Annotated in this window: 23 protein-coding genes; 3 read left to right on the plus strand and 20 right to left on the minus strand. The window is 47.1% G+C overall.

Annotated features, from left to right (window positions below; translation table 11 throughout):
• Nucleotides 1–6 precede the first annotated feature (6 nt).
• The 12 genes from DW694_RS09690 to DW694_RS09745 all read right to left on the minus strand — a co-directional run bounded on the left by DW694_RS09690 (nucleotide 7) and on the right by DW694_RS09745 (nucleotide 14,870).
• Complete coding sequence (locus DW694_RS09690; protein WP_022426958.1) at nucleotides 7–1,116, minus strand: hypothetical protein; 1,110 nt, start codon at nucleotides 1,114–1,116, stop codon at nucleotides 7–9.
• A complete protein-coding gene (locus DW694_RS09695) occupies nucleotides 1,113–1,547 on the minus strand; it encodes a hypothetical protein (protein WP_015527429.1) in 435 nt (144 codons plus the stop codon). The genes DW694_RS09690 and DW694_RS09695 overlap by 4 nt, the downstream gene beginning before the upstream one ends.
• A gap of 147 nt (nucleotides 1,548–1,694) precedes the next feature.
• On the minus strand, nucleotides 1,695–2,402 hold the full coding sequence (locus DW694_RS09700) for a ComF family protein (protein WP_242981958.1): 708 nt from the start codon (nucleotides 2,400–2,402) through the stop codon (nucleotides 1,695–1,697).
• Nucleotides 2,399–4,684: an ATP-dependent RecD-like DNA helicase gene (locus DW694_RS09705; protein ID WP_330383261.1), complete on the minus strand. Its 2,286-nt coding sequence runs from the start codon at nucleotides 4,682–4,684 to the stop codon at nucleotides 2,399–2,401. The genes DW694_RS09700 and DW694_RS09705 overlap by 4 nt, the downstream gene beginning before the upstream one ends.
• A gap of 113 nt (nucleotides 4,685–4,797) precedes the next feature.
• Nucleotides 4,798–5,781 (minus strand): rod shape-determining protein, encoded by a 984-nt coding sequence (locus DW694_RS09710; protein ID WP_015527433.1) that lies wholly within the window; start codon nucleotides 5,779–5,781, stop codon nucleotides 4,798–4,800.
• Between the two features lie 132 nt (nucleotides 5,782–5,913).
• Nucleotides 5,914–8,763 carry an excinuclease ABC subunit UvrA gene (uvrA, locus tag DW694_RS09715; RefSeq protein WP_118752911.1) on the minus strand — a complete coding sequence of 950 codons (2,850 nt, stop codon included), beginning with the start codon at nucleotides 8,761–8,763 and terminating at the stop codon, nucleotides 5,914–5,916.
• 154 nt (nucleotides 8,764–8,917) lie between these two features.
• On the minus strand, nucleotides 8,918–10,054 hold the full coding sequence (gene hemW, locus DW694_RS09720) for a radical SAM family heme chaperone HemW (protein WP_118752912.1): 1,137 nt from the start codon (nucleotides 10,052–10,054) through the stop codon (nucleotides 8,918–8,920).
• A complete protein-coding gene (locus tag DW694_RS09725) occupies nucleotides 10,044–10,430 on the minus strand; it encodes a hypothetical protein (RefSeq protein ID WP_118752913.1) in 387 nt (128 codons plus the stop codon). Before DW694_RS09725 ends, hemW begins: the two co-directional genes overlap by 11 nt.
• Nucleotides 10,431–10,441: 11 nt before the next feature.
• On the minus strand, nucleotides 10,442–12,250 hold the full coding sequence (gene lepA, locus DW694_RS09730) for a translation elongation factor 4 (protein ID WP_118752914.1): 1,809 nt from the start codon (nucleotides 12,248–12,250) through the stop codon (nucleotides 10,442–10,444).
• Between the two features lie 82 nt (nucleotides 12,251–12,332).
• Entirely contained in the window at nucleotides 12,333–13,694 is a 1,362-nt protein-coding gene (locus tag DW694_RS09735; RefSeq protein ID WP_265190994.1) for a stage II sporulation protein P, read from the minus strand.
• Nucleotides 13,695–13,717: 23 nt separating this feature from the next.
• The gene (gene gpr / locus DW694_RS09740; RefSeq protein WP_118752915.1) at nucleotides 13,718–14,647 is read right to left on the minus strand and encodes a GPR endopeptidase; all 930 of its coding nucleotides are present in this window, start codon (nucleotides 14,645–14,647) and stop codon (nucleotides 13,718–13,720) included.
• A gap of 4 nt (nucleotides 14,648–14,651) precedes the next feature.
• Entirely contained in the window at nucleotides 14,652–14,870 is a 219-nt protein-coding gene (locus DW694_RS09745; RefSeq protein WP_015527439.1) for a hypothetical protein, read from the minus strand.
• A gap of 70 nt (nucleotides 14,871–14,940) precedes the next feature.
• Here DW694_RS09745 and rpsT point away from each other — a divergent pair, with 70 nt between their 5' ends.
• Together rpsT and DW694_RS09755 are read left to right on the plus strand one after the other, a co-directional pair.
• Nucleotides 14,941–15,204, plus strand: a complete 264-nt coding sequence (rpsT, locus tag DW694_RS09750) for a 30S ribosomal protein S20 (protein ID WP_022426951.1) — start codon at nucleotides 14,941–14,943, stop codon at nucleotides 15,202–15,204.
• Nucleotides 15,205–15,336: 132 nt separating this feature from the next.
• Nucleotides 15,337–15,909 (plus strand): SprT family zinc-dependent metalloprotease, encoded by a 573-nt coding sequence (locus DW694_RS09755; RefSeq protein WP_173739797.1) that lies wholly within the window; start codon nucleotides 15,337–15,339, stop codon nucleotides 15,907–15,909.
• A gap of 3 nt (nucleotides 15,910–15,912) precedes the next feature.
• Here DW694_RS09755 and holA read toward each other — a convergent pair whose 3' ends face one another.
• Nucleotides 15,913–16,908, minus strand: a complete 996-nt coding sequence (holA, locus tag DW694_RS09760; RefSeq protein ID WP_118752916.1) for a DNA polymerase III subunit delta — start codon at nucleotides 16,906–16,908, stop codon at nucleotides 15,913–15,915.
• Between the two features lie 171 nt (nucleotides 16,909–17,079).
• Between holA and DW694_RS09765 the strand changes: the two genes are divergently transcribed.
• Nucleotides 17,080–17,487 carry a DUF6465 family protein gene (locus DW694_RS09765; protein ID WP_118752917.1) on the plus strand — a complete coding sequence of 136 codons (408 nt, stop codon included), beginning with the start codon at nucleotides 17,080–17,082 and terminating at the stop codon, nucleotides 17,485–17,487.
• A gap of 125 nt (nucleotides 17,488–17,612) precedes the next feature.
• On the opposite strand, the gene glpK is transcribed toward DW694_RS09765, so the two are convergent.
• The 7 genes from glpK to DW694_RS09800 form a co-directional block, all read right to left on the minus strand.
• On the minus strand, nucleotides 17,613–19,112 hold the full coding sequence (gene glpK, locus DW694_RS09770) for a glycerol kinase GlpK (protein WP_022426947.1): 1,500 nt from the start codon (nucleotides 19,110–19,112) through the stop codon (nucleotides 17,613–17,615).
• Between the two features lie 51 nt (nucleotides 19,113–19,163).
• Nucleotides 19,164–19,739: a glycerol-3-phosphate responsive antiterminator gene (locus tag DW694_RS09775; protein WP_015527444.1), complete on the minus strand. Its 576-nt coding sequence runs from the start codon at nucleotides 19,737–19,739 to the stop codon at nucleotides 19,164–19,166.
• A 213-nt stretch (nucleotides 19,740–19,952) separates the two neighbouring features.
• Nucleotides 19,953–21,071 (minus strand): Ldh family oxidoreductase, encoded by a 1,119-nt coding sequence (locus DW694_RS09780; RefSeq protein ID WP_015527445.1) that lies wholly within the window; start codon nucleotides 21,069–21,071, stop codon nucleotides 19,953–19,955.
• A gap of 141 nt (nucleotides 21,072–21,212) precedes the next feature.
• Entirely contained in the window at nucleotides 21,213–21,944 is a 732-nt protein-coding gene (locus DW694_RS09785) for a glycerophosphodiester phosphodiesterase (RefSeq protein WP_021976755.1), read from the minus strand.
• A gap of 296 nt (nucleotides 21,945–22,240) precedes the next feature.
• The gene (locus DW694_RS09790; protein WP_044961717.1) at nucleotides 22,241–22,612 is read right to left on the minus strand and encodes a DUF1667 domain-containing protein; all 372 of its coding nucleotides are present in this window, start codon (nucleotides 22,610–22,612) and stop codon (nucleotides 22,241–22,243) included.
• A gap of 5 nt (nucleotides 22,613–22,617) precedes the next feature.
• The gene (locus DW694_RS09795; protein WP_118752936.1) at nucleotides 22,618–23,904 is read right to left on the minus strand and encodes an FAD-dependent oxidoreductase; all 1,287 of its coding nucleotides are present in this window, start codon (nucleotides 23,902–23,904) and stop codon (nucleotides 22,618–22,620) included.
• A 7-nt stretch (nucleotides 23,905–23,911) separates the two neighbouring features.
• Nucleotides 23,912–25,369, minus strand: a complete 1,458-nt coding sequence (locus DW694_RS09800) for an NAD(P)/FAD-dependent oxidoreductase (RefSeq protein WP_118752918.1) — start codon at nucleotides 25,367–25,369, stop codon at nucleotides 23,912–23,914.
• Between the last annotated feature and the right edge of the window lie 299 nt (nucleotides 25,370–25,668).

Consider the following 25,668-nt stretch of genomic DNA (forward strand, 5'->3'; position numbering starts at 1 on the left):
TCCTGTTTAAAGATCCTTCAGCGATTCCTCCAGCTGTTTTTCGAAATCGATCTTGTCCAATCCCTGCGGTTTCTCACTTACTGTATTTTCGGAAACCATATCCGGCATCTTTACTGTATGCATTTCGTTCTTCTCAGGAAATACATCATCACTGAAAGACACAACATTGTCTTCTTTTTTTTCTTCTTTTACCGGCTCCGCATTGATCTTTTTGATGCTTCTCTCAGAAGTGGCGACCGTTGCCTTCGGAACGGCTTTTACGTAGTAATAGTACTCATCATCCTCATATTCCAGACGTTCTGTTCTGCTGTAATCTCCGCCAAAAACAAAGAACTCCAGAACAAATCCTGCCAGTACGGAGATCACTGTGGACAGGATCATCGGCACCATGGCTACCGTAATACTAATGCAGAAATCTCCGGCAAGGATAACCAGGATATAGATCACGCCGCCGGCAATGACAGCGATCCTCCATGCATAATCAAACGCCCGTGTTCTCAGAAGGTTCACAAACAGGATCACTACCACAAACGCGATCACCGTGATCCACATTGCCCAGTTGTGGACAAGTCCGTCAGAGATCAGCTTCAGTTTTTCTGTGATCTCTGCGGCAGGATCACTGAGTGCCGCCGACTGTGCATGTACAAACCGTATAAAATAATAGATCACAACACCGCATCCGGCCGGAAGCGCTGACAATGCACTACCCAGCAGGCCTGCTCCGATCGGCATAAGTGCAGGAACACCAAATCCGAAGGAAAGTGGTGTAAGGATCATTGCAAGATTCTGTGACCTGCTGAATCTTAGGAACAGGATCAGCATAAACAGAATAAGAAGCAGCATAAATCCTGCCGTTTCGATCCCGACTGCATAACAGTGCCCGATCATCAACGCAAATCCCATAAACATCATCACGGAAACCGGAAGGATCGAACATACAAGCGCCAGGATCAGGACAACAAAAATATTATCCAGCTGTTTCATGTAGCCCATATTGCTGTTGATCCAGAGAAAATAGGCAAATGCCAGAACAAACTTCAGGACCGGCAGTATATATACTTCATATTGTCCGTAAAATCTTTTGATATTCTGTTTGATCTCAAGTAAAGCTGTCATTTTCTATGTCCTCCTGCATTTCTCCGGACCGGATTTCTTTTTTCCTCCCGCCCGTAGATTTTTTCCAGTCTTGTAAGATCCTGATAATATTCCCTGACACTTTTTTTTGCCCGGAAATATTTCACAGAATACTGGATGTAGGTCAGTATCGAATATACAACAAGCACGATCAGATAACCGACGATGATATAGATCCCAACCTCGACCAGATTAATCTTATTCACATTATCCATAAGATATTCGCTGAAATATGCGGCAACGCCTGCAAGTCCCAATATATATCCGATCGTTACCAGAAAAAAGTTTCTGATCAGTGCAAGTCCAATATAATCACTTCGATAATATCTGCTCACCGGAAGATACTTCCTGCCTTCTCCATGCTCATACATGGCCAGACGGTTCATGATCTTCACTTTTTCTTCATTTACCATAAAAATAACTCCTCATAAGCTTTCTTTATCAGGAAAATCCCCGATATATGATCTGCATTACGCTTTCCATACAGTTATACTGTTTAACTGCAATCAAATTTATTGTAGCATAGTTCCATACCTATGAAAAGTGTTTTTTCGGCTGTTTCATGCCCTTCCTGCGCATATTGTCAGAAAATAAACTTTCTCTGCACCGGCCTCAAGAAGACACATTGCCATGGCATCTGCCGTACTTCCTGTTGTGTATACATCATCCACCACAAGTACAGAAAAACCCGGGATCTTTTCGGTTACCTGATATGCATTTTTCAGGTTCTGACGCCTCTGTATGGCATTAAGTTTTTTCTGAGATCTTGTGCTTCGTATCTTCTTTACCAGATGCTCATTCCATGGGATCCCCGTAAGAACACTGAGCCTTTCTGCCAGATATGCTGCCTGGTTAAAACCTCTCATCCTTTTTTTTCTGGGATGCAGAGGAACGGGAACGATCAGATCAGGCTTCCACCGTTCCAGATATTTTTTTCCGAAGACGCTCATTGCCTTTGCATAAAAATCCCCATATTCCCGACATCCGTAATACTTAAATCGTACCAGAGACTGTCTCCAGACCTCTCCGTACCAGAAAATACTTCTGCCCTCCGTAAAATGATGGGCACCCTTGCGGCAGTCTTCACAGTATTCCTCTTCCATTCTTACCGGTCTTCCGCATTTCATACACCTGGGACCGGATATAGGCCTGACCTTTCCGGAACACTCCGGACAGATCAGCCGGTCTTTTTCTTTCAGTATCTGATGACATAGCGGGCATTTTTTCGGGTAAAGCATGTCCAGTAAAAAATCTGCTGTTTTTTTCAAGAAAGTCCTTTCTCCCCGATGGCGCTCTCTTTCTGTTCAGATTCATCCAGCTCCCGGATCCGTCTGTCCAAAGAGCTGTATCTCTGCTGCTGTTTTTCATTACGGATCATCTCCGCAAAAGTGGTCTCGCTGCCTACTACGGTAACACATTTTCTGGCTCTGGTCACTGCTGTATACAGAAGATTCCGATTCATCAGCATCCTTGGTCCGGAAAGGATTGGAAGGATCACTGCCGGATATTCTGAGCCCTGGGACTTATGTATGGTCACTGCATAGGCAAGTTCCAGTTCCTCAAGCTGTTTGAAGGAATATTCTGCCTGTCTGCCATCCTCAAATTCCACGGTAGCCGTTTCCGCAAATTCATTGATCTCCGTCATAATACCGGTATCTCCATTAAACACGCCCACACCTTTATCCACAGGAATCTTGTATCGTCCAAGGATTTCCCACTCCAGCTGGTAATTGTTCTTCACCTGCATCACCTTATCCCCTTCACGGAAAAGGCGCTGTCCGATCTCTTTCTCCTTTTTCTTTTCATCCGGCGGGTTCAGATATCTCTGAAGTATCTGGTTCAGCCGCTCCACACCTAAAAGTCCCTTACGCATAGGCGTGAGCACCTGGATCTCATAGGGCTTTGCATCTACATAACGCGGAAGCTTCTCCTGGATCAGTGCGATCACCACACGGATAATGATGTCCGCGTCATATCTTTTCAGAAAAAAGAAATCCCGGCTCTTGTTATTGATGGTCACCTGCTCGCCCCGGTTGATCTTATGTGCATTCACCACAATATCACTTTCAGATGCCTGGCGGAAAATCTTTTTCAACTCTACTACCGGAAAACAGCCGCTGCGGATAATATCCCTCAGAACATTTCCCGGGCCTACACTGGGAAGCTGATTTTCATCACCTACCAGGATCAGTCTGGTCCCTGCTGTCACTGCAAGAAGCAATGAATGCATCAGTGCGATATCTACCATGGACATCTCATCAATGATGATCACATCCGCTTCCAGCGGATTCTCCGAATTCCTGTCAAAATGAACTGCACGGCCTTCCTGCTCTTCCTCCGGCATTCCATTCAGCTCCAGAAGTCTGTGGATCGTCTGAGCCTCGTATCCGGTAGCCTCTGTCATTCGCTTGGCTGCACGGCCGGTGGGAGCTGCAAGCCGCAGCTCAGCGCCTTCCTCTTCAAAATAACGGATAATCGCATTGATCGTTGTAGTCTTTCCGGTTCCCGGCCCGCCGGTCAGAATGAACAGACCATGACTGGCAGCTGCCGCCACTGCCTGTTTCTGCATTTCATCTAACCGGGTTCCTGTCTCCTTTTCGATCCTGTTGATCCGTTTCTCCATCATCTCCTCATCTTCCGGGCAGAGGATGTTCAGCTCACAGAGCATTCTGGCTGAATTCAGCTCAAGATAATAATATCGTGTGGGATAGACAACTGCACCGTCTTCTGTTTCTTTCAGGATCAGTTTCCGGTCTACTACCATATCCATGAGATGTTTTTCCATGTAGGAGGAATCTACTCCCAAAAGTCCGGATGCCCTGGAAAAAAGTTCCTCCTTCGGGAGATAGATATGGCCTTCTCCTGAAGCCTGTAGGAGAGTATACAACATTCCGCTTCTTATCCTGTAATCTGAATCTGTATGGATCCCGATCCGGGAAGCGATCTCATCTGCGATACGGAATCCCACACCACTGATATCCTCTGCAAGGCGATACGGATTCTCCTGCAGGACTCCATATACAGTCTGCCCATATTTCTGATAGATCTTTGCGCCGAGATTCAGTGATATCCCGTATTTCTGGAGAAAGATCATAGCGCGGCGCATATCTGCTTTCTCCGTCATCTGTTCTGCGATCTCCATGGCCTTTTTTTCGCTGATTCCCTTGATCTCAGCCAGCCGCTCCGGCTCTTCCTCTACAATACGCATAGTATCATCACCGAAACGACGTACGATCCTGGCTGCCAGTGCCGCTCCGATCCCCTTGATCGCACCGGAACCCAGATAACGCTCCATGGCCAGTGCATCCTCCGGCATTTTTTCTACGTAGGAGGCTATCTGAAACTGCTTGCCATACACCGGATGTGTTGTATAATTTCCGGAAGCTTCAATGGCAGCCCCCTGGGTGATCGCAGGAAATGTCCCCACACAGGTCAGTTCCCGTTCCTCTTCCATCCCTTTCAGTACCATGACCGTATATCCATTATCTTCATTTCGGAAGATCACATGATCTATATATCCTGTAACTGTCTCACTCATTTTTTTCTCCATCTGTAAACCTCTGATAACAGCAAAAGGCACTGCAGCTGCAGCGCCTTATCTGTATGAGTTTCCTGCGGCAGTCTCTTCTCTGACCCTGTGCCGTCCGGACGACTCATAACGGTTTACATCCTTGACATGATTTCCGCATATTTTCCTGTTCCTGCAGCCACTACAAGCATTGCATCCTGTACCGTCAGTGTGCTGACTCCTGTTTTCTGCTCGATCAATGCATCCATTCCATGCAGCATGGCACCTCCGCCTGTAAGAACGATTCCTCTGTCCATGATATCTGCCGCCAGCTCTGGCGGTGTTTTCTCAAGAACGCCATGGACTGTCTCCACAATCTGTCCGGTCGTTTCCCGCAAAGCGGTCCGGATCTCCTCAGATGTCAGTGTTGCCACCTTCGGAAGTCCTGTGATGATATTTCTGCCCTTGACCTCCATCGTGCGAAGATCCGCTTCTTCACTGGCTGTTCCGATCTTGATCTTGATATTCTCCGCTGCATCTTCCCCGATAAAGAGGCTGTGCTTCTCACGTACATAATTCATGATCGCATGATCAAAATTATCTCCTGCAACCTTCACAGAAGCGGAAACAACCACTCCCCCTACCGATATGACCGCAACATCCGTGGTCCCTGCACCGATATCCACGATCAGATTACCAAATGGCTTGGTGATATCTACACCTGCACCGATAGCAGCAGCGATGGGCTCGTCCACAAGAAAAACTTCCCTGGCTCCTGACTGATAGGCAGCTTCCTCAATTGCTTTACGCTCAATCTCCGTGATCCCACTCGGAACACTGATGCTGACTCTCGGTTTCCGGAACGCTCTCCGTCCCATAGCCTGTGAAATAAAATATTTCAGCATCTTTTCCATTACATTATAATCTACGATCACACCTCTTCGGATTGGCCAGATCACTTCCATATTGGAAGTCAGATGGCTTGCCATCTGTCTGGCTTCCTCACCGATTGCTCTGATCTTCTCTGTATCTTTATCATAAACAACCACAGAGGGCTCTCTTAAAACGATTCCCTTGCCTGTGGAAAACACCAGACTGTTTCTGGTTCCCAGATCGATTCCAATATCCTTTGCCGGCATAAATCCTCCCGCCTGCGTCATACACGTTCATATGCTGACGCATTTCTGACTTATTCTGTTCCGGTCTGTGCCGAAACGTTCCCGCACTTCATTATATACAAAACCACAGAAATTGAAAAGAACTTTTACCGGTTATTTCTGTTCCAGATATTTTTTCACATATTTACCGGTGTAGGAAACCGGATTCTCTGCTACTTCCTCCGGAGTTCCTCTGGCAATTACCGTTCCGCCTCTGTCACCGCCTTCCGGTCCGATATCAATAATATGATCCGCCGTCTTGATCACATCCAGATTGTGCTCAATGACCACAACGGTGTTTCCTCCTTCAGACAGACGGCGCAGGATCTCGATCAGCTTGTGGACATCCGCAAAGTGCAGTCCTGTGGTAGGCTCATCCAAGATATAGATCGTCTTTCCGGTACTGCGCTTGCTGAGTTCTGTGGCAAGCTTGATACGCTGTGCTTCTCCTCCGGAAAGAGTGGTGGAGGGCTGACCCAGACGGATATAGGAAAGCCCTACATCATACAGGGTCTCGATCTTTCTCCGGATCGACGGTACATTCTCAAAAAATGTCAGTGCTTCTTCCACAGTCATATTCAATACATCATAAATACTCTTGCCCTTATACTTCACTTCCAGAGTCTCACGATTGTAGCGTTTGCCCTTGCAGACTTCGCAAGGCACATATACATCCGGAAGAAAATGCATCTCGATCTTGATGATTCCGTCACCGCTGCAGGCCTCGCACCGTCCGCCCTTGACATTAAAACTGAAACGGCCTTTCTTGTAGCCCTTTGCCTTGGCATCTGCGGTGGCTGCAAAAAGATCACGGATCTGGTCAAAAACTCCGGTATATGTGGCAGGATTGGAACGGGGAGTTCTTCCGATCGGGGACTGGTCGATATTGATCACCTTATCCAGCTGATCGATACCCAGGATGTCATCATGTTTCCCGGGGATCACTCTGGCACGGTTCAGGTCTCTGGCAAGTCTCTTGTACAAGATTTCATTGATCAGAGAGCTCTTACCGGAGCCGGAAACACCTGTGATACAGGTCATCACTCCCAGAGGAATATCTACGTCGATATGCTTCAGGTTGTTCTCTGCCGCACCCTTTATATGAAGAAATCCGGTTGGTTCCTTCCTCACTTCCGGTACCGGGATCTTCAGCCTTCCGCTTAAATAAGCTCCTGTCACAGACTGCTCATTTTTCATCAGATCCTCAGCTGTCCCCATTGCGACCAGTTGTCCGCCATGTTCTCCGGCTCCGGGGCCGATATCGATGACACAGTCTGCAGCACGCATGGTATCTTCATCATGCTCCACCACGATCAGACTGTTGCCAAGATCACGGAGACGCATCAGTGCCCCCAGAAGCTTGTCATTATCTCTCTGGTGAAGCCCGATACTCGGCTCATCCAGGATATATGCAACCCCCACAAGCCCGGATCCGATCTGTGTGGCAAGACGGATCCTCTGAGCCTCTCCGCCGGAAAGGGTTCCGGTAGCTCTTCCAAGTGAAAGATACTCCAGGCCAACCTCTGCCAGAAATCCAACCCTGGCGCGGATTTCCTTCAGGATCTGCCTTCCAATAAGCTCCTGCTGCTTTGAAAGCTTCAGATCGCGGAGAAAGCCCTGCAGCTTCTGTACCGGCATATTGGTCACTTCATAAATATTCTTATCCGCCACGGTCACTGCCAGGGACTCCTTCTTCAGCCTCTGTCCCTTACATGTGGTGCACGGAGTAATCCGCATAAAGCTCTCGTATTCCTGCTTCATAGCCTCGGAACCGGTTTCACGGTATCTCTGCTCCACATTGCGGATCAGTCCCGGGAACGCCACATCGTAAACGCCCTCTCCCCGCTGTCCTTTATAATAAACCTTCACAGAATGACCGCCGGTACCATGGATGAGGATATCCTGGACCTTCTTCGGATACTCGCAGAAAGGTGTATCCAGAGAAAATTCATATTCCCTTGCCAGGGCATCCAGGATCGCTCTGGAAAAGCTTCCCTGCGTGGTACAGGACTGCCATCCGAGAACAGCGATAGCCCCTTCATTGATACTCAGTTTCTTATCCGGGATCATCAGATCGATATCAAATTCCATCTTATATCCAAGACCCAGACACTGCGGGCAGGCACCAAATGGATTATTAAAGGAAAAGCTCCTGGGTTCGATCTCATCAATGCTGATGCCGCAATCCGGACAGGAAAAACTCTGACTGAAATTCAGAAGCTTCCCGTCCATAGTGTCTACTACCAGCAGGCCATCCGCCAAATCCAGCACGGTTTCAATGGAATCGGAAAGACGCTTCTCTATTCCCGGTTTCACAATAAGTCGATCCACAACGATCTCAATGTTATGTTTGATATTCTTATCCAGCTTGATCTCCTCAGAAAGCTCATAGAGATTTCCGTCGATCTGCACTCTCACATATCCGCTTCTTCTGGCCTGATCCAGAAGTTTAACATGGGTTCCCTTGCGGCCCCGCACTACCGGTGCAAGAAGCTGGATCTTCTGGCGTTCCGGAAGCGTCATGATCTGATCCACCATCTGATCTACCGTCTGTTTGCGGATTTCCCTTCCACATTTGGGACAGTGCGGGATTCCCACACGGGCATACAGAAGTCGGAAATAATCGTAGATCTCCGTTACCGTACCCACTGTAGAACGGGGATTCCGGTTCGTTGACTTCTGATCAATGGAGATTGCCGGCGGAAGGCCCTCGATACTCTCCACATCCGGTTTCTCCATCTGTCCCAGGAACTGCCTCGCATAGGAAGAAAGTGACTCCATATAACGTCTCTGTCCCTCTGCATAAATGGTATCAAATGCAAGAGATGACTTACCGGAGCCGCTGAGTCCGGTAAGTACCACAAACTGGTCTCTGGGAATATCGACGCTAAGATTCTTAAGATTATTCTCATTGGCTCCGCGTATCCTGATAAAACGCTTCTTATCGTTTGCTTCTGCTGACATGAAAGCCTCCTACTCTGTCCGGTCATAAAAAATACTCCGGTATTCTTCTCAACAGCAGAATCTACCTCTCTTATTCCGCTGTAAAACTTCTGATTTTTTATCAGTATACTGCCAGAACATTCGTTCGTCAAGGTAAAAAAATCGACAAATTTTTCTACAGCAGAAAATCCGCCATCACTCCATTGCTCACATGGATTCCCTTTCTCGAAAGATATATCCTGTCTCCTTTTTGTTCCAGCATTCCGATCTCCAGATGTTTTTTCAGGACCTCTCCGTAAACGTTTTCCATATTTTTTCCGAAATATTCCGCAAACGCTTCCATTGAAACGCCCTCTGTCATCCGAAGCCCCAGAAACATAAACTCAGCCATCTCATCTGCCTCTGTAAGGCTTTCCATATTCTGGCGGATCTTATCCGGAAACGCACTGTTTCCAATATATTCCTTCATATCCGCAGTATTGGAAAAACGCATATGATCCAGAAGTGAAGACGCCCCAAGTCCCAGTCCCAGATAATCGATCCTCTGCCAGTATCCCTTATTATGGCGGCATTCCCGCCCGCCTTTCGCATAATTGGAGATCTCGTACTGATGAAACCCATATTCCTCCAGGATCCCTGCCGTATTCTCATACATACGGTACTCCGTATCCTCATCCGGCAATTTCAGCTTTCTCTCCCCGAAAGGAGTGCCTTCCTCAATGATCAGACTGTAGGCGGAAATATGTTCCGGCGAAAGCCCTGCCACCGTGCGGAGATTTTTTTCCCAGTCTGCATAGGTCTGTTCCGGAATGGCACTCATCAGATCGATATTGATGTTGGAAAAGCCTGCATCCCTTGCCATAAAAAAGCTCTCCTGAAACTCTTCCCACGTATGGATCCTTCCAAGGATCTTTAATTCCCGATTCTGCGGGGACTGAAGCCCCAGACTCAGTCGGTTGATCCCGTGTTCCAGATATATCTGAAGTTTTTCTTTATATAAAGTCCCCGGATTTGCTTCGATGGTGATCTCAGCATCCGGGGCCACAAAAAACTTATTTCTGATCTGATCCAGCATCTCTCCAACAAGAGACGGATCCGGCACGGAAGGTGTTCCTCCGCCGATAAAAACTGTGGTGATCTCCCTGTCCGAAAAATCCGGAACAGCGGCAATCTCCCTTTCCAGAGCCTGGAAATATTCACGCTGCCTCTCTTTTCCGGCAGGTCCGGAAAGGAAATCACAGTAATCGCATTTTTTTACACAAAACGGAATATGGATATAGAGCTCCAGCGGTTTTTTCGCCTCATTCTCCATCCATGGCTCCTTCCTCTCCACCACTACCTGATGTATCATTATCCTCATCGGAGCTTGTATCTTCACCGGCACTATCCGCATTATCCGTACTTCCGTCTGAAGCAGCCGGTGTCGGTGTCACGCCATCGATCCCCAATGCCTCGCTGCCGTTTTCTGCCAGGTACTCATTGACCATTGTCAGATTTCCATTGCTCGTCACTGCATCCGGATCTACAGTTTTCGGATCAGGAGTGGCAGTCGGTTCCGGCGCTGTACTGATTTTGATCACACTTTCCTCTTCTGCATTTTTCTTCTTTGAACCACATCCGGTAAGCAGAGCTCCTGTCATAGCCAGAAGTCCTGCTGCCAGAAACAGTTTTTTTATATTTTTTTTCAAAAAGTCATCTCCTATTTATCATCCAGCTTCAGGACACTCATAAATGCCTTCTGCGGGATCTCCACGTTACCTACCTGACGCATACGTTTCTTACCTTCCTTCTGTTTTTCCAGAAGCTTCTTCTTACGGGAGATATCTCCACCGTAACACTTGGCAAGTACGTCTTTACGCATGGCTCTTACCGTCTCTCTGGCAATGACCTTGCTTCCGATAGCTGCCTGGATCGGGATCTCAAAGAGCTGTCTCGGGATCTCGTCTTTCAGCTTCTCACACATCTTTCTTCCACGCTCGTAAGCAGTATCTGCATGCACGATAAAGGAAAGAGCATCCACTTCTTCTTTATTCACAAGGATATCCAGCTTCACAAGCTCACTTCTCTCATATCCGTCCAGTTCGTAATCCAGGGATGCATAACCTCTGGAACGTGATTTCAGTGCATCAAAGAAATCATAAATGATCTCGTTCAGCGGCAGTCTGTATTTCAGGAGTGCACGGGTTTCTTCCATATATTCCATGCCTTCATACTGACCACGTCTCTCCTGGCAGAGATCCATGATCGCACCAATGAACTCTGTGGTTACCATGATCTCCGCCTTCACCATAGGCTCTTCCATGTATTCGATCTCTGAAGGATCCGGAAGGTTGGTGGGATTTGTCAGCTCGATGATCTCACCATTGGTTTTATAGACCTTATAGATAACACTCGGTGCTGTAGTTACAAGATCCAGGTTATACTCTCTCTCCAGACGTTCCTGGATGATCTCCAGATGAAGAAGTCCTAGGAAGCCGCAGCGGAACCCAAATCCAAGGGCGACCGATGTCTCCGGTTCATAATAAAGGGAAGCATCGTTGAGCTGAAGCTTCTCCAGCGCGTCACGGAGATCACCGTACTTGGCACCATCTGCCGGATAAAGGCCACAATAAACCATAGGGTTTACCTTCTTATATCCCGGAAGTGCCTCTGCACAGGGGGTGTCCGCATCCGTTACCGTATCACCCACGCGGGTATCACGGACATTCTTGATGCTGGCTGTGATATATCCGACCATACCTGCTGTCAGCTCGTCACACGGGATAAACTGACCCGCTCCAAAATATCCAACCTCCACAACCTCCGTGGTGAATCCGGTCGCCATCATATGGATCCTCGTGCCCTTTTTCACACGTCCGTCCTTCACTCTGCAAAATACGATAACACCCTTATAAGGGTCATAAACAGAGTCGAAGATCAGAGCCTTCAGAGGTGCATCCACATCCCCCGCCGGCGCCGGGACCTTATTGACGATCTGCTCCAGGACCTGGTCTACATTCAGTCCTGTTTTTGCGGAGATCTGCGGTGCATCCTGCGCTTCGATTCCGATCACATCCTCGATCTCATTGATAACACGCTCCGGATCCGCACTTGGAAGGTCGATCTTATTGATCACCGGAACCACATCCAGATCATGGTCCAGTGCCATATATACATTGGCAAGTGTCTGAGCTTCGATTCCCTGTGCTGCATCCACAACAAGGATCGCTCCGTCACAGGCAGCAAGGCTTCGGGAAACTTCATAGTTAAAGTCCACATGTCCCGGGGTATCGATCAGGTTAAAAATATACTCATTTCCGTCCTTGGCTTTGTATACAATACGAACCGCCTGGGATTTGATGGTGATTCCTCGTTCTCTCTCAAGGTCCATGTTATCCAGAACCTGGGCCTGCATTTCCCTCTCGGTAAGAAGTCCCGTCATCTCGATGATACGGTCCGCAAGTGTTGACTTGCCATGGTCGATATGTGCAATGATACAAAAATTCCGAATTTTACTCTGGTCTATCATTCAGGAAGTCCTCCTTAAATTTCTCTCGTATAAAGCGTTTAGAACGCATATTTTTCCATACTGCTCTTTATCATATCATATTTCAGCCTTCTTTGTCACTGCCTTTCAGAACTCTGTTTAAGATATCTGCAAATGGTTCCATGGCATTTCGGACTTCCTCTACGGTATTTGTCTGTGCTCCGGCCTCCAGAAGCAGGGCCCGTGGCTTAAGATGCAGATTATAGCGAAGACCTGCCAGATAGATCCCCCGGTAAAGATCGGGGTAATACTGTGCCGCCTGATATTCCAGCTGAAAGGAAAATGCCAGATTCTCTTCTATGTAAGGATTGGGCAGATAACTCACTGCCCCCTGACTGACTGTATAGCTTAATCCATTATAAAAAAGTAGCTGAGCAGTAGGTTTTCCATTCACCTGCGTTACCAGATGACGCTCATCCGGCACACCATCTCTGTGAAGGTCGATCACAACCTCAATGGTGGGATTTTCTTCCAGCACTTTTTCTATGGATGCCCTGGCATAATCATAAGCCTTGCTCCTGTCCAGTGTTCCTCCCATCATATCAAAGGCATCTGTTATATGAATGACCTGGTATCCATATGTTTTTTCCAGAAGTTCAGTAAGATGATCTCCCACTCCTACGATGGTGTCCTCAGTCTGTCCTTCTCTTGAATCTGCAAAAGCCTCCTGGGAATGGGTATGATAGATCAGAATCTGGGGTACCGATGAATCCTTTTTAACGGACAGATCCTCCTTCAGAAAACGGGGCGCACTGATCTGCTGCGCATTCGTTTCCGTATTGGAATCCAATATAAAAAACTGATTCATCACATAGTCAAAATCTGCCAGTTTCGCCTGAGACAAGTCAATCTGCGGATGTGGCAGTGCCACAGTCTCCTGTTCCTTCGCAGTATTTTCACCGGATCGGTTCTCCTCTGACGCTGGAGGCTCCGGTTCTGTGTTCCCCGGCTCCGTAGCTTCCTGTTCTGAACCTCCCGGCTCTGTAATTTCTGGCTCTGCAACTTCCTGTTCTGCATTTCCCTTAACAGTCTCCTTTTCATTTTTTTTGCCGTCAGGAGATTTTTTCTCTGCCTCTTCCGCTTCTTTCTTTTGGATTTCTTTTTTCTTTTGAAGCTCTTCTTTCTTCTGAAGGGCTTCTTTCTTCTCCACTTCTTCCGCCTCGGCCATCAACAGCGTCTCCTGCTCTTTTCGGTTCTCTGCTTCCACTTCTTCACCCAGATGCTCTGCGTTTTTTTCCTGCAAAAGCATCTCTGTTTCCCGGTCTCTGCCATTTTCCTTCTGCAGAGCTTTCTTTTCCAGAAAGCAATACAGCGGCAGCTGTCTGTAGATCTCACCATGCCTGAAAAAATCTCCCGGAAGGACAGCCACCACCCCCAGGAAGATCAGGCTCAAAACCACGCAGAAAGCCCTCTGGATATTCGTCACCAACGATCACCTCTTATGGTATTTTATGACCTGTCCTCTTCGATTAGACTATCGGAAAAAGCCAGATTCAGTCCCTCGGAAATGGTAAAGCTTAAATATCGTACCGTTTCATCCACATCCTTTGGTGTTACAAACATGGTGTAAAGCTTCGGTGAGATCATTTCTTCCAGAAACTCCTTCTGCTTATCTTCCTCCAGCGCCTCCAGAAGCTCTGCCATGGAATCATGGACAATAGTAGCCGCATCCACCACAGTCGGAACACCGATCCCGATCACACGGACCGAAAGATTTTCTTCATTCAGGCCTTCCCTGTGATTCCCCACGCCGGAGCCCGGACTGATCCCGGTATCCGTGATCTGGATCGTCCGGTTAAGTCTTGTCGTACTTCTGGCCGCCAGCGCATCTACGGCGATCACCAAATCCGGCTTTGTCTCAGAAACAACACCCCGAACAATTTCCAGAGTTTCCATTCCGGTCTGTGCCATCACACCCGGAACGATCCCGCTGATCTGATGCATTTTCATATGTTCATTGCTCTTCAGCCCATATTCCCGGATCACATGCCTTGTCATATGAAGATTGGAAACTGCACGAGGGCCAAGGGAATCCGCAGTAATCTCCTGATTTCCAAGGCCTACCACCAGGATCGACTGCTGCCGTCCGAGATCGATCAGCTCCCTCAAATGATGTGCCACCTCTTCCGAGATCTCCCTGTGATAATCCTCATCCGGAACGGAAAGATCCGGTGCCTCAATGGTAATATAGGTCCCCTGTGGTTTTCCCATGGTCCTGGCTCCATTTTCCGTTGTGATCCGCACTACGGTAGTCCGAACATCCTTTTCCTCATCGTATCTTTCCCTGATCTCTACTCCACGTACTTCTACGTTTTCCGCCTGAAAGCGTTCCGTTGCTTCCAGCGCCAGGTCTGTTCTGATTCTGCTCCTTCCAGCCATACTCTCATCCTCTTTTTCTGTAAGATTGCAAAGACTTTTTCGCTGCTGCCTGCAGCTTTTCCGGTGTTTTCCCTTTTATTATTTCCCCTTTTTCCCATAAATATGTATCATTTCCCCTTTTCCACACAGCATCTGGTATTTTTTGCATATTTTTTTGGAATTTTTGCGAAAAACATCTTGACATTCCTGTGCACGTATAATAATATATATAAGCATGTTTCATAGGAGCGCCCGTGTCTGTTCCTGTGAATGTAATTTAATATTATATTTTTAAGGAATCGGAGGTGTACGAATTGGCTAACATTAAATCCGCAAAGAAGAGAATCTTAGTTAACAGCACTAAGGCTGCAAGAAACAAAGCAATCCGTTCTGCAGTTAAGACTTCCATCAAGAAAGTTGAGACAGCAGTTGAGAATAAGGATAAGGCAGCTGCAGAGGTTGCTCTTAAGGACGCAATCTCCACAATCAGCAAAGCTACATCCAAGGGCGTTTATCACAAAAATAACTGCGCCAGAAAGATTTCCCGTCTTTCCAAAGCTGTCAACAGCATTGCGTAATAGACCACGGAATATTTTAGTTATAAGCTTATAAGTAAAAGGAAAGACAGTCGAACCGTCAGCGACTGTCTTTTTTGTATATAGATTTCTGTTTTGTATATAGATTTCTGCATTGACCAAAAGGAGTTTTTTATGATATCCCATCCCTTTCCCTACCGCATTATCCGCAGCAGTCGGAAAACCCTGGCGATCCAGGTCAGCGTTTCCGGTCAGGTAACTGTCCGCGCTCCACACACAATGCCAGATTCCACCATCCATCGTTTTCTCTCCCAGAAAGAAAGCTGGATCCTGAAGCACCTTTCCCACGCCGCCTCCAGGCCGGCACAGCCCCAGGCTGAAAACCCGCCTCTTTCGGAATTCCGCCGCAGTTATTATATGGAATCCGCCAGAAAAATATTCAAAAGAAAAGCCGCAGCCTACGCCAGAAAAATGGGCGTAACCTACGGCCGTATCACGATCCGGGAACAAAAAACCCGCTGGGGAAGCTGCACCAGCGAAGGAAACCTGAACTTCAACTGGCGGCTGATCTTCGCCCCGGAAAAAGTCCTGGATTATGTTGTAGTACACGAACTTTCCCACAGAAAAGAAATGAATCATTCCCCTGCCTTTTATGCAGTGGTGGCATCTGTGATGCCGGAGTATAAAGCCTGCGAAAAATGGCTCAGGGACAACGGAGCGACCCTGTGGCAGAACCCGTCTCCGTAAAACTCAGGCTCTCACTGCTCTCGCCGAGCTGTACTTCACGATCAGAAGCTCCACGCTGAGCACATCTCCAAGTGTACCTGTCTTTACCGCCTCTTCCGCATCCACAAAATCCCGCACAGCATTCTCCAGCTCTTCCACAGTGTAGGATCTGGCACAGGATGCCAGGTTCCGCACAACAAAAGAGGGTACTCCCAGTTTGGAAGCGATCTCGGTTTGAGAAAGACCCTCCTGTGACATTTTCTTGGTCAGGCAGATCTGACGAAACTGTTTCGCCAGAAGAAACAATATCCGCATCGGCGGTTCCCGAAGAGCCAGAAGGTCATAGTACAGATCCAGGGCCCGCTTCTGGTTCTTCTCCGTCACCGCACGCACCATATCAAAGATCTTATTGGTTGTCTGCGTGGTACAGACAGCCTGGATATCTGCAGCCGTCACAACATCTCTTCCGACCGTATAGGAGATCAGCTTTTCCAGCTCCATCCTTATATTACCCATATCTGTTCCCGTCATGGTCAGCAGAAGCTCCACATCTCTCTGGGTGATCCTGCGGCCATTTTTTCCAAGGATCCCTGCTGCCCACCGCATAAGAGTCTTTTCATCCTGCTGTTTAAATTCCCCGATGCTGCCGCAGGCTTTTACCGCCTTGTACATACGGCTTCTTTTATCTACTTCAGACTCGCAGAACACCAGATACAGATAATCAGGCAGAGCTTTCATATAATCTGCCAGTTCCTCGCATTTGTTCTTAAAGAATCCCGTATCCTCAAGAAGGACTACTCTTCGCTCTGCAAAAAAAGGCATGGTATCACAAAGACTCAAAAGCTCCCGGACATCGATCCCCTTCCCCTCATATCTGGTAAAATTCATGGTATCATCGTCCGGGTTCAGAGCCTTCACCAGATTTCTTTTATATTGCTGTTTCAGATAGGCTTCCTCACCGTAAAGGAGATATGCCTGCTTAAATTTTCCTGTTTTAATATCTTCCTGAATATTCTTCAATCTCTGTACCCCTGTCTGATTTTCTCTGTAATCCAGTTTATACGACAACTGCCGGAAATGCAACACCCAAGCAAAAATTTGACTTTCCACCGGATTCATGCTACTGTAAACAGGTACATATTCCGGCAGATCCGTTCTGTCAGCGAAATATGTGGAAGGGAGTGTTCCATTATGGAAAAAAGAAGAAACAGCAGAACAAGCAACCTGAAGAGCGCAACCACCAAGGCCAAAGCTACCGTGAAATCAACTGTAGAAAAGATTGAAAAAACACCTGCAGCTGAAAAAACCGTTAAAGCAGTCAAAAAGGCAACAGAGACTGTAGCAGCCAAGGCACCAGAAGTAGTAGAAGAAGTTAAGAACACTGTAAAAAATCATAAGATCAGCGGCATCACACTTGAAATTTTTGAGACATCCATCACAGTTGCCGACCTTGAGGCAGCTGTTAAGAAAGATGCAGAAGCAAAGGGCCTGAAAGGCAAAGAGCTCCACATCTATGTAAATGCAGAAGAAAGAGCAGCTTACTACACTGCTGACGGAGCGGGTTCCGACGATTACAGGATCGATCTGACCACTCTGTAAGCTCCGGCGGATCTGTTCCGCGATCGCTTATATGCCGGTCTGTCTGTGACATTCCGGAAACGCAAAAAAGCCATGCACAGGACATTTTCATCCGGTCCCGCTGCATGACTTTTCTTTTTTATCTTTTACTGGATCTTTTTGATCCAGTCTCTAGAGCAGCCTACTGCAGCTCTCCAGCCTTTTACCATGGCATTTCGCTTCTCGTCATCGATCTCCGTGCGGAAAATACGTTCCACATCACGACTTTCCAGTACTGCCTCCTTGCTTTCCCAGAATCCCACAGCAAGACCTGCCAGATATGCGGCACCAAGAGCAGTTGTCTCAATACATTCCGGACGTTCTACAGCCACATTACTGATATTGGCCTGGATCTGCAGGAGAAGATTGTTTGCACTTGCTCCGCCGTCTACACGAAGAACTGCAAGGTCACTTCCTGCATCTTCCTTCATAACCTCCAGCACATCATTGACCTGATATGCAAGTGATTCCAAAGTCGCACGCACAATATGATACTTATTTACACCACGGGTCAGCCCCACGATCGTGCCGCGGGCATACTGATCCCAGTAGGGAGCTCCAAGTCCCGTAAACGCAGGCACGACGTAGCAGCCGTTTGCATCCGGTACCTTTCCCGCAAAATACTCGGTATCCGATGCGGAATCCACCAGATGAAGCTCATCACGAAGCCACTGGATCGCAGCACCAGCCACAAATACGGATCCCTCCAGAACATAAGTGATCTCTCCGTTAAGTCCCCATCCGATGGTTGTAACCAGCCCGTTATTGGAAAATACCGGTTTATCTCCTGCATTCATCAGAAGAAAGCCACCGGTTCCATATGTATTCTTGGTTTCACCTTTCTCAAAGCAGGCCTGTCCGAACAGCGCCGCCTGCTGGTCCCCGGCAGCACCGGCTACCGGGATCCTTCCACCGAAAAAGGATGGATCTGTCTCACCATAAATCTCACTGGACTCTTTTACCTGCGGGAGCATGCATTTCGGAATATCAAGCTCCTCCAGGATCTCATCATCCCACTCCAGTGTATTGATATTGAACATCATCGTTCTGGATGCATTGGAATAATCTGTTACATGAACAGCTCCCTTGGTCAGCTTCCAGATCAGCCAGGTCTCCACGGTACCAAACAGAAGCTCACCCTTCTCTGCTCTTTCGCGGGCACCCTCCACATTATCCAGGATCCATTTTACCTTGGTGGCAGAAAAATACGCATCGATAACAAGTCCTGTTTTCTGACGGAATTTTTCTTCCAGTCCCTTTGCTTTCAGGCTGTCGCAGTATTCTGAGGTTCTCCTGCACTGCCATACGATGGCATGATAAACCGGCTGTCCCGTATTCTTATCCCAGACAATGGTGGTCTCTCTCTGATTGGTGATACCGATCGCCGCAATATCCTCTGCCGTTGCCTCAATCTGGTTCATAGCCTCTCTGGCAACAGAAAGCTGTGTGGACCAGATCTCACCTGCATCATGCTCTACCCATCCTGGTTTTGGAAAATGCTGGATAAACTCCTTCTGCGCCACACTGCGGATCCTTCCGCTTTCATCAAAAAGAATACATCGGTTACTGGTCGTTCCGGAATCCAGCGCCATAACATATTTTGCCATATAAAAATCCTCCAATACATTTCTTGGCTGCGGCTCAATACCTCTGCAGCCTCATAATTCCCATACCTTCTGATTTGTAGTGGAAACCGCTGCTGCCCCCGCACCCAGGGCTCCCATCACATCCTCCTTATCGGAGATCAAACCGCCTGCGATCACAGGCACCTTGCTTGTTTTACATATCTGTTTAAGAATCTTCGGCATCAACCCTGGCAGAACCTCTACCACATCCGGCAGCTGCTCATGCTGATTTCCCAGATTCTCAATGTTCTTGATCGCCATGGAATCAATAAGGAAAAAACGCAGAACTGTATACATTCCAAGCTTCTTCGCCCTGTTGATCATGGATGCTTTTGTTGAAATGATCCCATCTGCATGGATATTTTTACAAATATAATCCACAGAAACCTCTTTTGAGCTTAAACCTGTGATCAGGTCTATATGTGCCATCGCGATCTTCCCCGCCTGGTGGATCCGCTCCACAATTCCCCCAATAGAACGGATATCTCCATACAGGATAAAGATCACGGTAAGCTCCTCCCTGCCCAAACAGTTCTGAAGCCCCTGCTCATCCTTTACAGCCGCTATGATCGGGTTCGCCTCGATCGCGTCCAGAAATTCTTTGTTCATCTTCTCTCTTCCTCCGCAATGTTCACACAATATCATTTTATCTCCGCGCATTATTTGAAGATATTATTCTTATTGTATCAGTTTATTGCTTCAAAGACCAGACGCATTTGCCAAATATATTTGTTTTATTTCCGGCTGTATTACAATTCTCAGACAATCTTCTTCTCTGGTAAAAGAAGGGAAGCCCCTATGGACTTCCCTTCTGCAGATACATTATTTCTCAAACGGGAATTTGAACTGTGTAAGTCCGAATTCATCGCGAAGTCCGATAAACTCTTTCTGAACTGCCTCTGTCACCGGAACTCCCTTATCCTTACGATACATCCATACATCATATTCCTTCTCGCCTGCTGTGTAGATACGTTCCTGTCCAGGAGCCTTCTCGGAGCCTCTCAGGTCTCTCAGGATATCACCGCATGTTTTCTTGAATGCCTCTGCACCCATAAATGCCTCTGTGTCGATAGCAATAAAGAAATGTCCAAGATGATATGGACGGATCTTTCCTTCCTCATCCTTACCATCCAGAGCTTTCAGGAAGAGACCGGACTGAAGAGCAGCGGAAAGGATCTCAACAACAGTAGAGTATCCGTATCCCTTATATCCTCCGGTTGTCTCACCAAATCCACCGAGAGGAGCAAGTGCTGCCTGCTGGCTTCTGATCTTCTTAAGGATCTCCGCACTGTCTGTAAGCTCCTCTCCTTCTCTGGAAATAACAAGACCCTTAGGAGTATCATGGTTGATACGTGCGTAGTATTCGATCTTGCCATTCTGGATAACAGATGTTGCACAGTCCAGTGTAAACGGGAACGGCTCATCTGTAGGCATACTAAATGTCAGTGGGTTGGTTCCAAGCATATTCTCAACACCAAATGTCGGTGCAACAGATGGTCTTGCGTTGGTACCGCTGATACCGATCATATTCTCTTTTGCTGCGAGACCTGTCCAGTATCCTGCGATTCCATAATGGGAAGAGTTACGGACTGCAACCATACCCATGCCGTATTTATGTGCTTTTTCAATACACATGTCCATAGCCTTCTTGCTGGCTACCATTCCCATACCATCGTTGGCATCGAGAACTGCAGTTGTTGGTGTCTCTTTAAGGATATCGATTTTTGTTACAGGATTTAAGATTCCGGATTTGATACGGTCGATATAGATCGGTTTAAAGCGGTTGCAGCCATGGCTCTCAATTCCACGTCTGTCACTTTCCAGAAGTACATCAGCGCAAAGTCTTGCATCCTCCGTCGGAACTCCCATTTTCTCAAATACTGCAGTCATAAAATCGTCTGCAAGCTGCCAGGAAATAAAAGGTCTTGTTTCTTTCTCCATTGTAAAAATCCTCCATATACATTATTATAGTTTTTTTATTTTGCTTATATAGATCTGCAGCAGGACCCCCTCCTGCCGGAGATTTCAAATTTAGCCTGCCTCCTGTATGTACCTTACAGAAAGCATCTTTGCATTACAGTTTCAATCCTCGTCTGCCACTGCTCTTCCTCTGTCCGGATAATTGGTAATGATGGAGTTTACTCCCCATTTCTTCATCCTTCTCATATCCTCTTCCTCGTTTACAGTCCAGACATTCACCCCGATCCCGTTCTGGGAACAGCTGCGTACATGTTCTTCCTTCAGGTATTCCAGATTCGGATGATAATACTGCACATCACAGGTTCTTGCATAAACCCCTGCATTATCCACATATTTCTCTACCAGAAAGCCTCCTGCAATAGTCTCATCACTCTGTCTGCACAATACAATGGATGCGTTATTGAAAGAGGAAAGGATGATCCGATCCTCCAGACCATATTCGCAGATCATATCAATGACCTTCTCTTCCATACCACCATAATAATAAACACTGTTCTTCAGCTCGATGTTTGTAATCAGATCTTCCTCCTCTGCCATCCACTCCAAATACTCTCTCAGAGTCGGAATCTGAAGCCTGCCGAATTTTCCGGCAAACTTATCCGGATAACTGCAATCCAGTTTACACAGCTCAGCATATGTAAGATCATAGATATATCCGTTTCCATCTGTGGTACGGTCAACCTTCTCATCGTGCATGATCACCGGAACCAGATCCTTGGTCAGCTGCACATCAAGCTCGATTCCCTCGCAGCCAGCCTCCACAGCCTTCTGAAACGCCAGCATTGTATTCTCCGGATATTCTCCGCTGAAACCACGATGTCCAAATACTTTCATTCTAATCATCCTCCATTCAATGCATTACATCGTTATGAGCATTTTTGCTAATTCATATTTCTGATTATATCATAACGTTTATTTATTTTCAACATTTTTTATCGATTCTTATATATTTTTTTGTTATTTTTTAATTAATTATTCTTTTAAGCACTAATACTTTTTGTGCATTTTGTATATTTTATTTCATGACAAACAAAGCGATAAAAAAGCCTTTTCAGGTTTATTTTATTCGCTTTGTCTGCCGGAGGGCTGACATATTATAAGCATACAGATTGCCATATATCCTTTGCAGATCACTGTATGATCTGCTTCACATTTCCTGTAGCCACGATATCCACGCCTGTGCCTGCTACATTCTCCAGGATCACGTCCCCGATCTGAACCGGCGCTTCCACACATACATCCCGCAGCGTTTCCACACAGTCAAAAATCTTTCCTTTCGGAATATCCTGTGCTGTCTTTACTGACACCACCGGCATGCTTCCATTCTTCACACGCACGGTCGTTGTCACGATCCTGGTCGGATCTGTCACTTCCTTCACTGCATATTCCGCACCTTTTTTACAGGTATTTCCTGTGACGGAAATGATCTCTTTTCCATCCATTTCCACCAGAAGGGCGCATCCCATAGGACATCCGATACAAGTAAGATTTCTTTTTTCCATTTTCATCACTCCTCCACCTGGATCACAAGTTCATGTTTATCCTGTTTCTGTTTTCCTTCCAGAATGGAAAGAAGCTGCTCTTTTTTCAATTTGATCTGTTCCATCTCTCCGGGTGCTGCCACCTGTTTTTTTCTGGAAAAGATCCGTTCTCCATCCAGATATGCACGGATGTAACAATTTTTATATACATTTCCCACACGGAAGCGGACCAGCTGCTCCTCCGCCATATGACCGATACGGATCTCAGACGGCACTGTATAGCGGACTCCGTTTTGGGGCGAAAGCGTGATTTTTATCTCTTCCGGTATTTTGTCCTCTCCATTGTTGTTTATATAGAGAGCCGCATTTCTTCCTGCATTGCCGGCTTCCTCCGAAACAAAATCCACCAGATCATGAACATGAAGAACATTTCCGCAGGCAAAAATACCTTCTACATTTGTCTCCAGACTTTCGTTTACCACCGGTCCAGAAGTCACATTACTCAGCTTCACACCTGCCTGTCCGGAAAGCTCATTCTCCGGGATCAGACCAACAGAAAGAAGAAGCGTATCGCATTCAAAAAATTCCTCTGTACCGGGAATCGGGCGTCTGTTTTCGTCTACCTCTGCAAGAGTGATTCCTTCCACACGTTCTTTTCCTTTTATGTCAACCACTGTATGGCTAAGCTTCAACGGGATTCCAAAGTCATCCAGGCACTGCACGATATTTCGCTTCAGGCCTCCGGAATATGGCATCAATTCTGCCACTGCCTTAACCTCTGCACCTTCCAGCGTCATACGTCTAGCCATGATCAGTCCGATATCACCGGATCCCAGGATCACTACTTTTTTTCCCGGCATAAATCCTTCCATGTTTACAAGGCGCTGTGCTGTTCCTGCTGAATAAATGCCTGCCGGTCGATATCCCGGAATGTTCAGTGCACCTCGCGGTCTCTCTCTGCAGCCCATGGCAAGGATCACAGCTTTTGCCCGGATCTGATACATTCCCTCCTGGCGGCTCATGGCAGTGATCACCTTATCCTGGCTGATATCCATGACCATGGTGTTCAGCCGGTACTCGATCTGCTGCTCTTTTACCATCCGGATAAAACGTGCCGCATATTCCGGTCCTGTCAGCTCCTCCTGAAATGTATGAAGGCCAAATCCATTATGGATACACTGATTCAGGATCCCGCCCAGTTCCTTATCACGTTCCAGGATCAGGATACTCTCTGCTCCCTCTTTCTTTGCAGCCAGGGCTGCTGCCAGTCCTGCAGGGCCTCCGCCTATGATCACGATATCTCTCTTCACCATAATCTTATCATTCATGGTTCTCGCCCTCCTCTGCAATTTTCTTGTTGATTCCTTCGATCAGTCTGGAAGCTCCGCCTGTTTTTGTGATCTCCTCCATGGAAATGCCAAGCTCTCGGCTGAGGATTTCCATTGTTCTGGGAGAGCAGAAGCCTGACTGACATCTTCCCATTCCTGCTCTTGTACGACGTTTTACTCCGTCCAGGGATTTCGCTCCAAGCGGTCTTCGGATCGCATCCAGGATCTCTCCCTCAGAGATCATCTCACATCTGCAGATGATATTTCCATATTCCGGTGATCTTTTGATCAGCTCATTTCTTTCTTCCAGAGAAAGCTCTGACGGATCCAGGATCCCTTTTCTCACCGGATCAAAATCCGGATTTACTTCCGGATGTAATTTTTCTTTTACGATGTCAGCAACCATACAGCCAATGGCCGGTGAGCTGGTAAGTCCCGGGGATGCGATTCCTGCACAATCGATAAATCCAGGAGCATCCTCCACCTCTTCGATCACAAAATCCATACCGTCCTCGATAGCTCGAAGCCCTGCAAAGCTTGTGATCACCTTTCGCATCGGAATATCCTTTACTGTTTTCCGGGATTTGGCACTTACTTCCTCCATCCCCTCTGATGTAGTCGCTGTTTCCTCCCGATCCTCCAAATCCGTAGCTGTAGGCCCGATCAGAAGATTACCGTGAACAGTCTGTGTTACCAGAACTCCTTTTCCGTTCTTATTTGGAAGTGCAAAGATCGTATGATTCACATGTATTCCTGCACTTTTATCAAGAAGCATATACTCACCCTTACGAGGAGCGATATGCAGTTTTTTCTCACTTACCATATTATGAAAAACATCCGCATAGATCCCGGCAGCATTGACGATACAGCCTGTCTCAAGATCACCCTTTGAGGTTTCCACAACAAAACCTTTTTCCTGTTTCCGGATGTTCTTTACTTCTGTGTCAAATTTAAATTCCACACCATTGTTATATGCATTCTCTGCCATTGCAATGTTCAGCTCAAAGGGACAGACAATTCCGGCTGTCGGTGCATACAGCGCTGCCAGCACCTGATCAGACAGATTCGGCTCCATGGCAAGTGCCTCTTCTCTGTCAAGGATCCTCAGTCCCTCTACTCCGTTTTTCAGTCCTCTTTCACGCAGCTTATGCAGCATGGCGATTCCATTCTCAGTTGTACAGACAGTCAGTGAACCAGTCTGTTTAAAAGGAAAATCCAGTTCCTTCGAAAGCTGTCCCATCATATTGCTGCCCTTCACATTCAGTTCCGCCATAAGGCTTCCCGGTTCTGCATCATAACCGGAATGAGCGATTCCGCTGTTTGCCTTGGAAGTTCCACAGCATACATCCTCTTCTCGCTCCAGAACGCAGATTTTCAGCCGATATCTTGAAAGCTCTCTCGCCGCTGCCGCTCCGGAAACTCCTGCTCCGATAATGATCACATCATACATAGATCTGTTTCTCCTTTCCTGTTTGCGGATCTTCTGAACTGTCCCCGGCTTTCTCTGCGCCGGAAACAGCAGAATATCCGTTGCAACACAAGCATTGCCGTCCGCAGGTATATATTCTGCGAGGAGTACTGCTTACGAACAGCAATCTTTCAAGTGAATATGCCATTATTTTTATGCCGTAACCCTTTGTAACCCTTGTAATCCTTTTGAAACATTAACATTTGCGCATAAAAATAGCCGGCATAAAAACACACTTATCCATGTGTCTTCATGCCGGTCTCTGTTCTCAATGGCATTCT

The organism is Ruminococcus sp. AM26-12LB (assembly GCF_003480785.1).
Taxonomy (GTDB): domain Bacteria; phylum Bacillota; class Clostridia; order Lachnospirales; family Lachnospiraceae; genus Blautia_A; species Blautia_A fusiformis.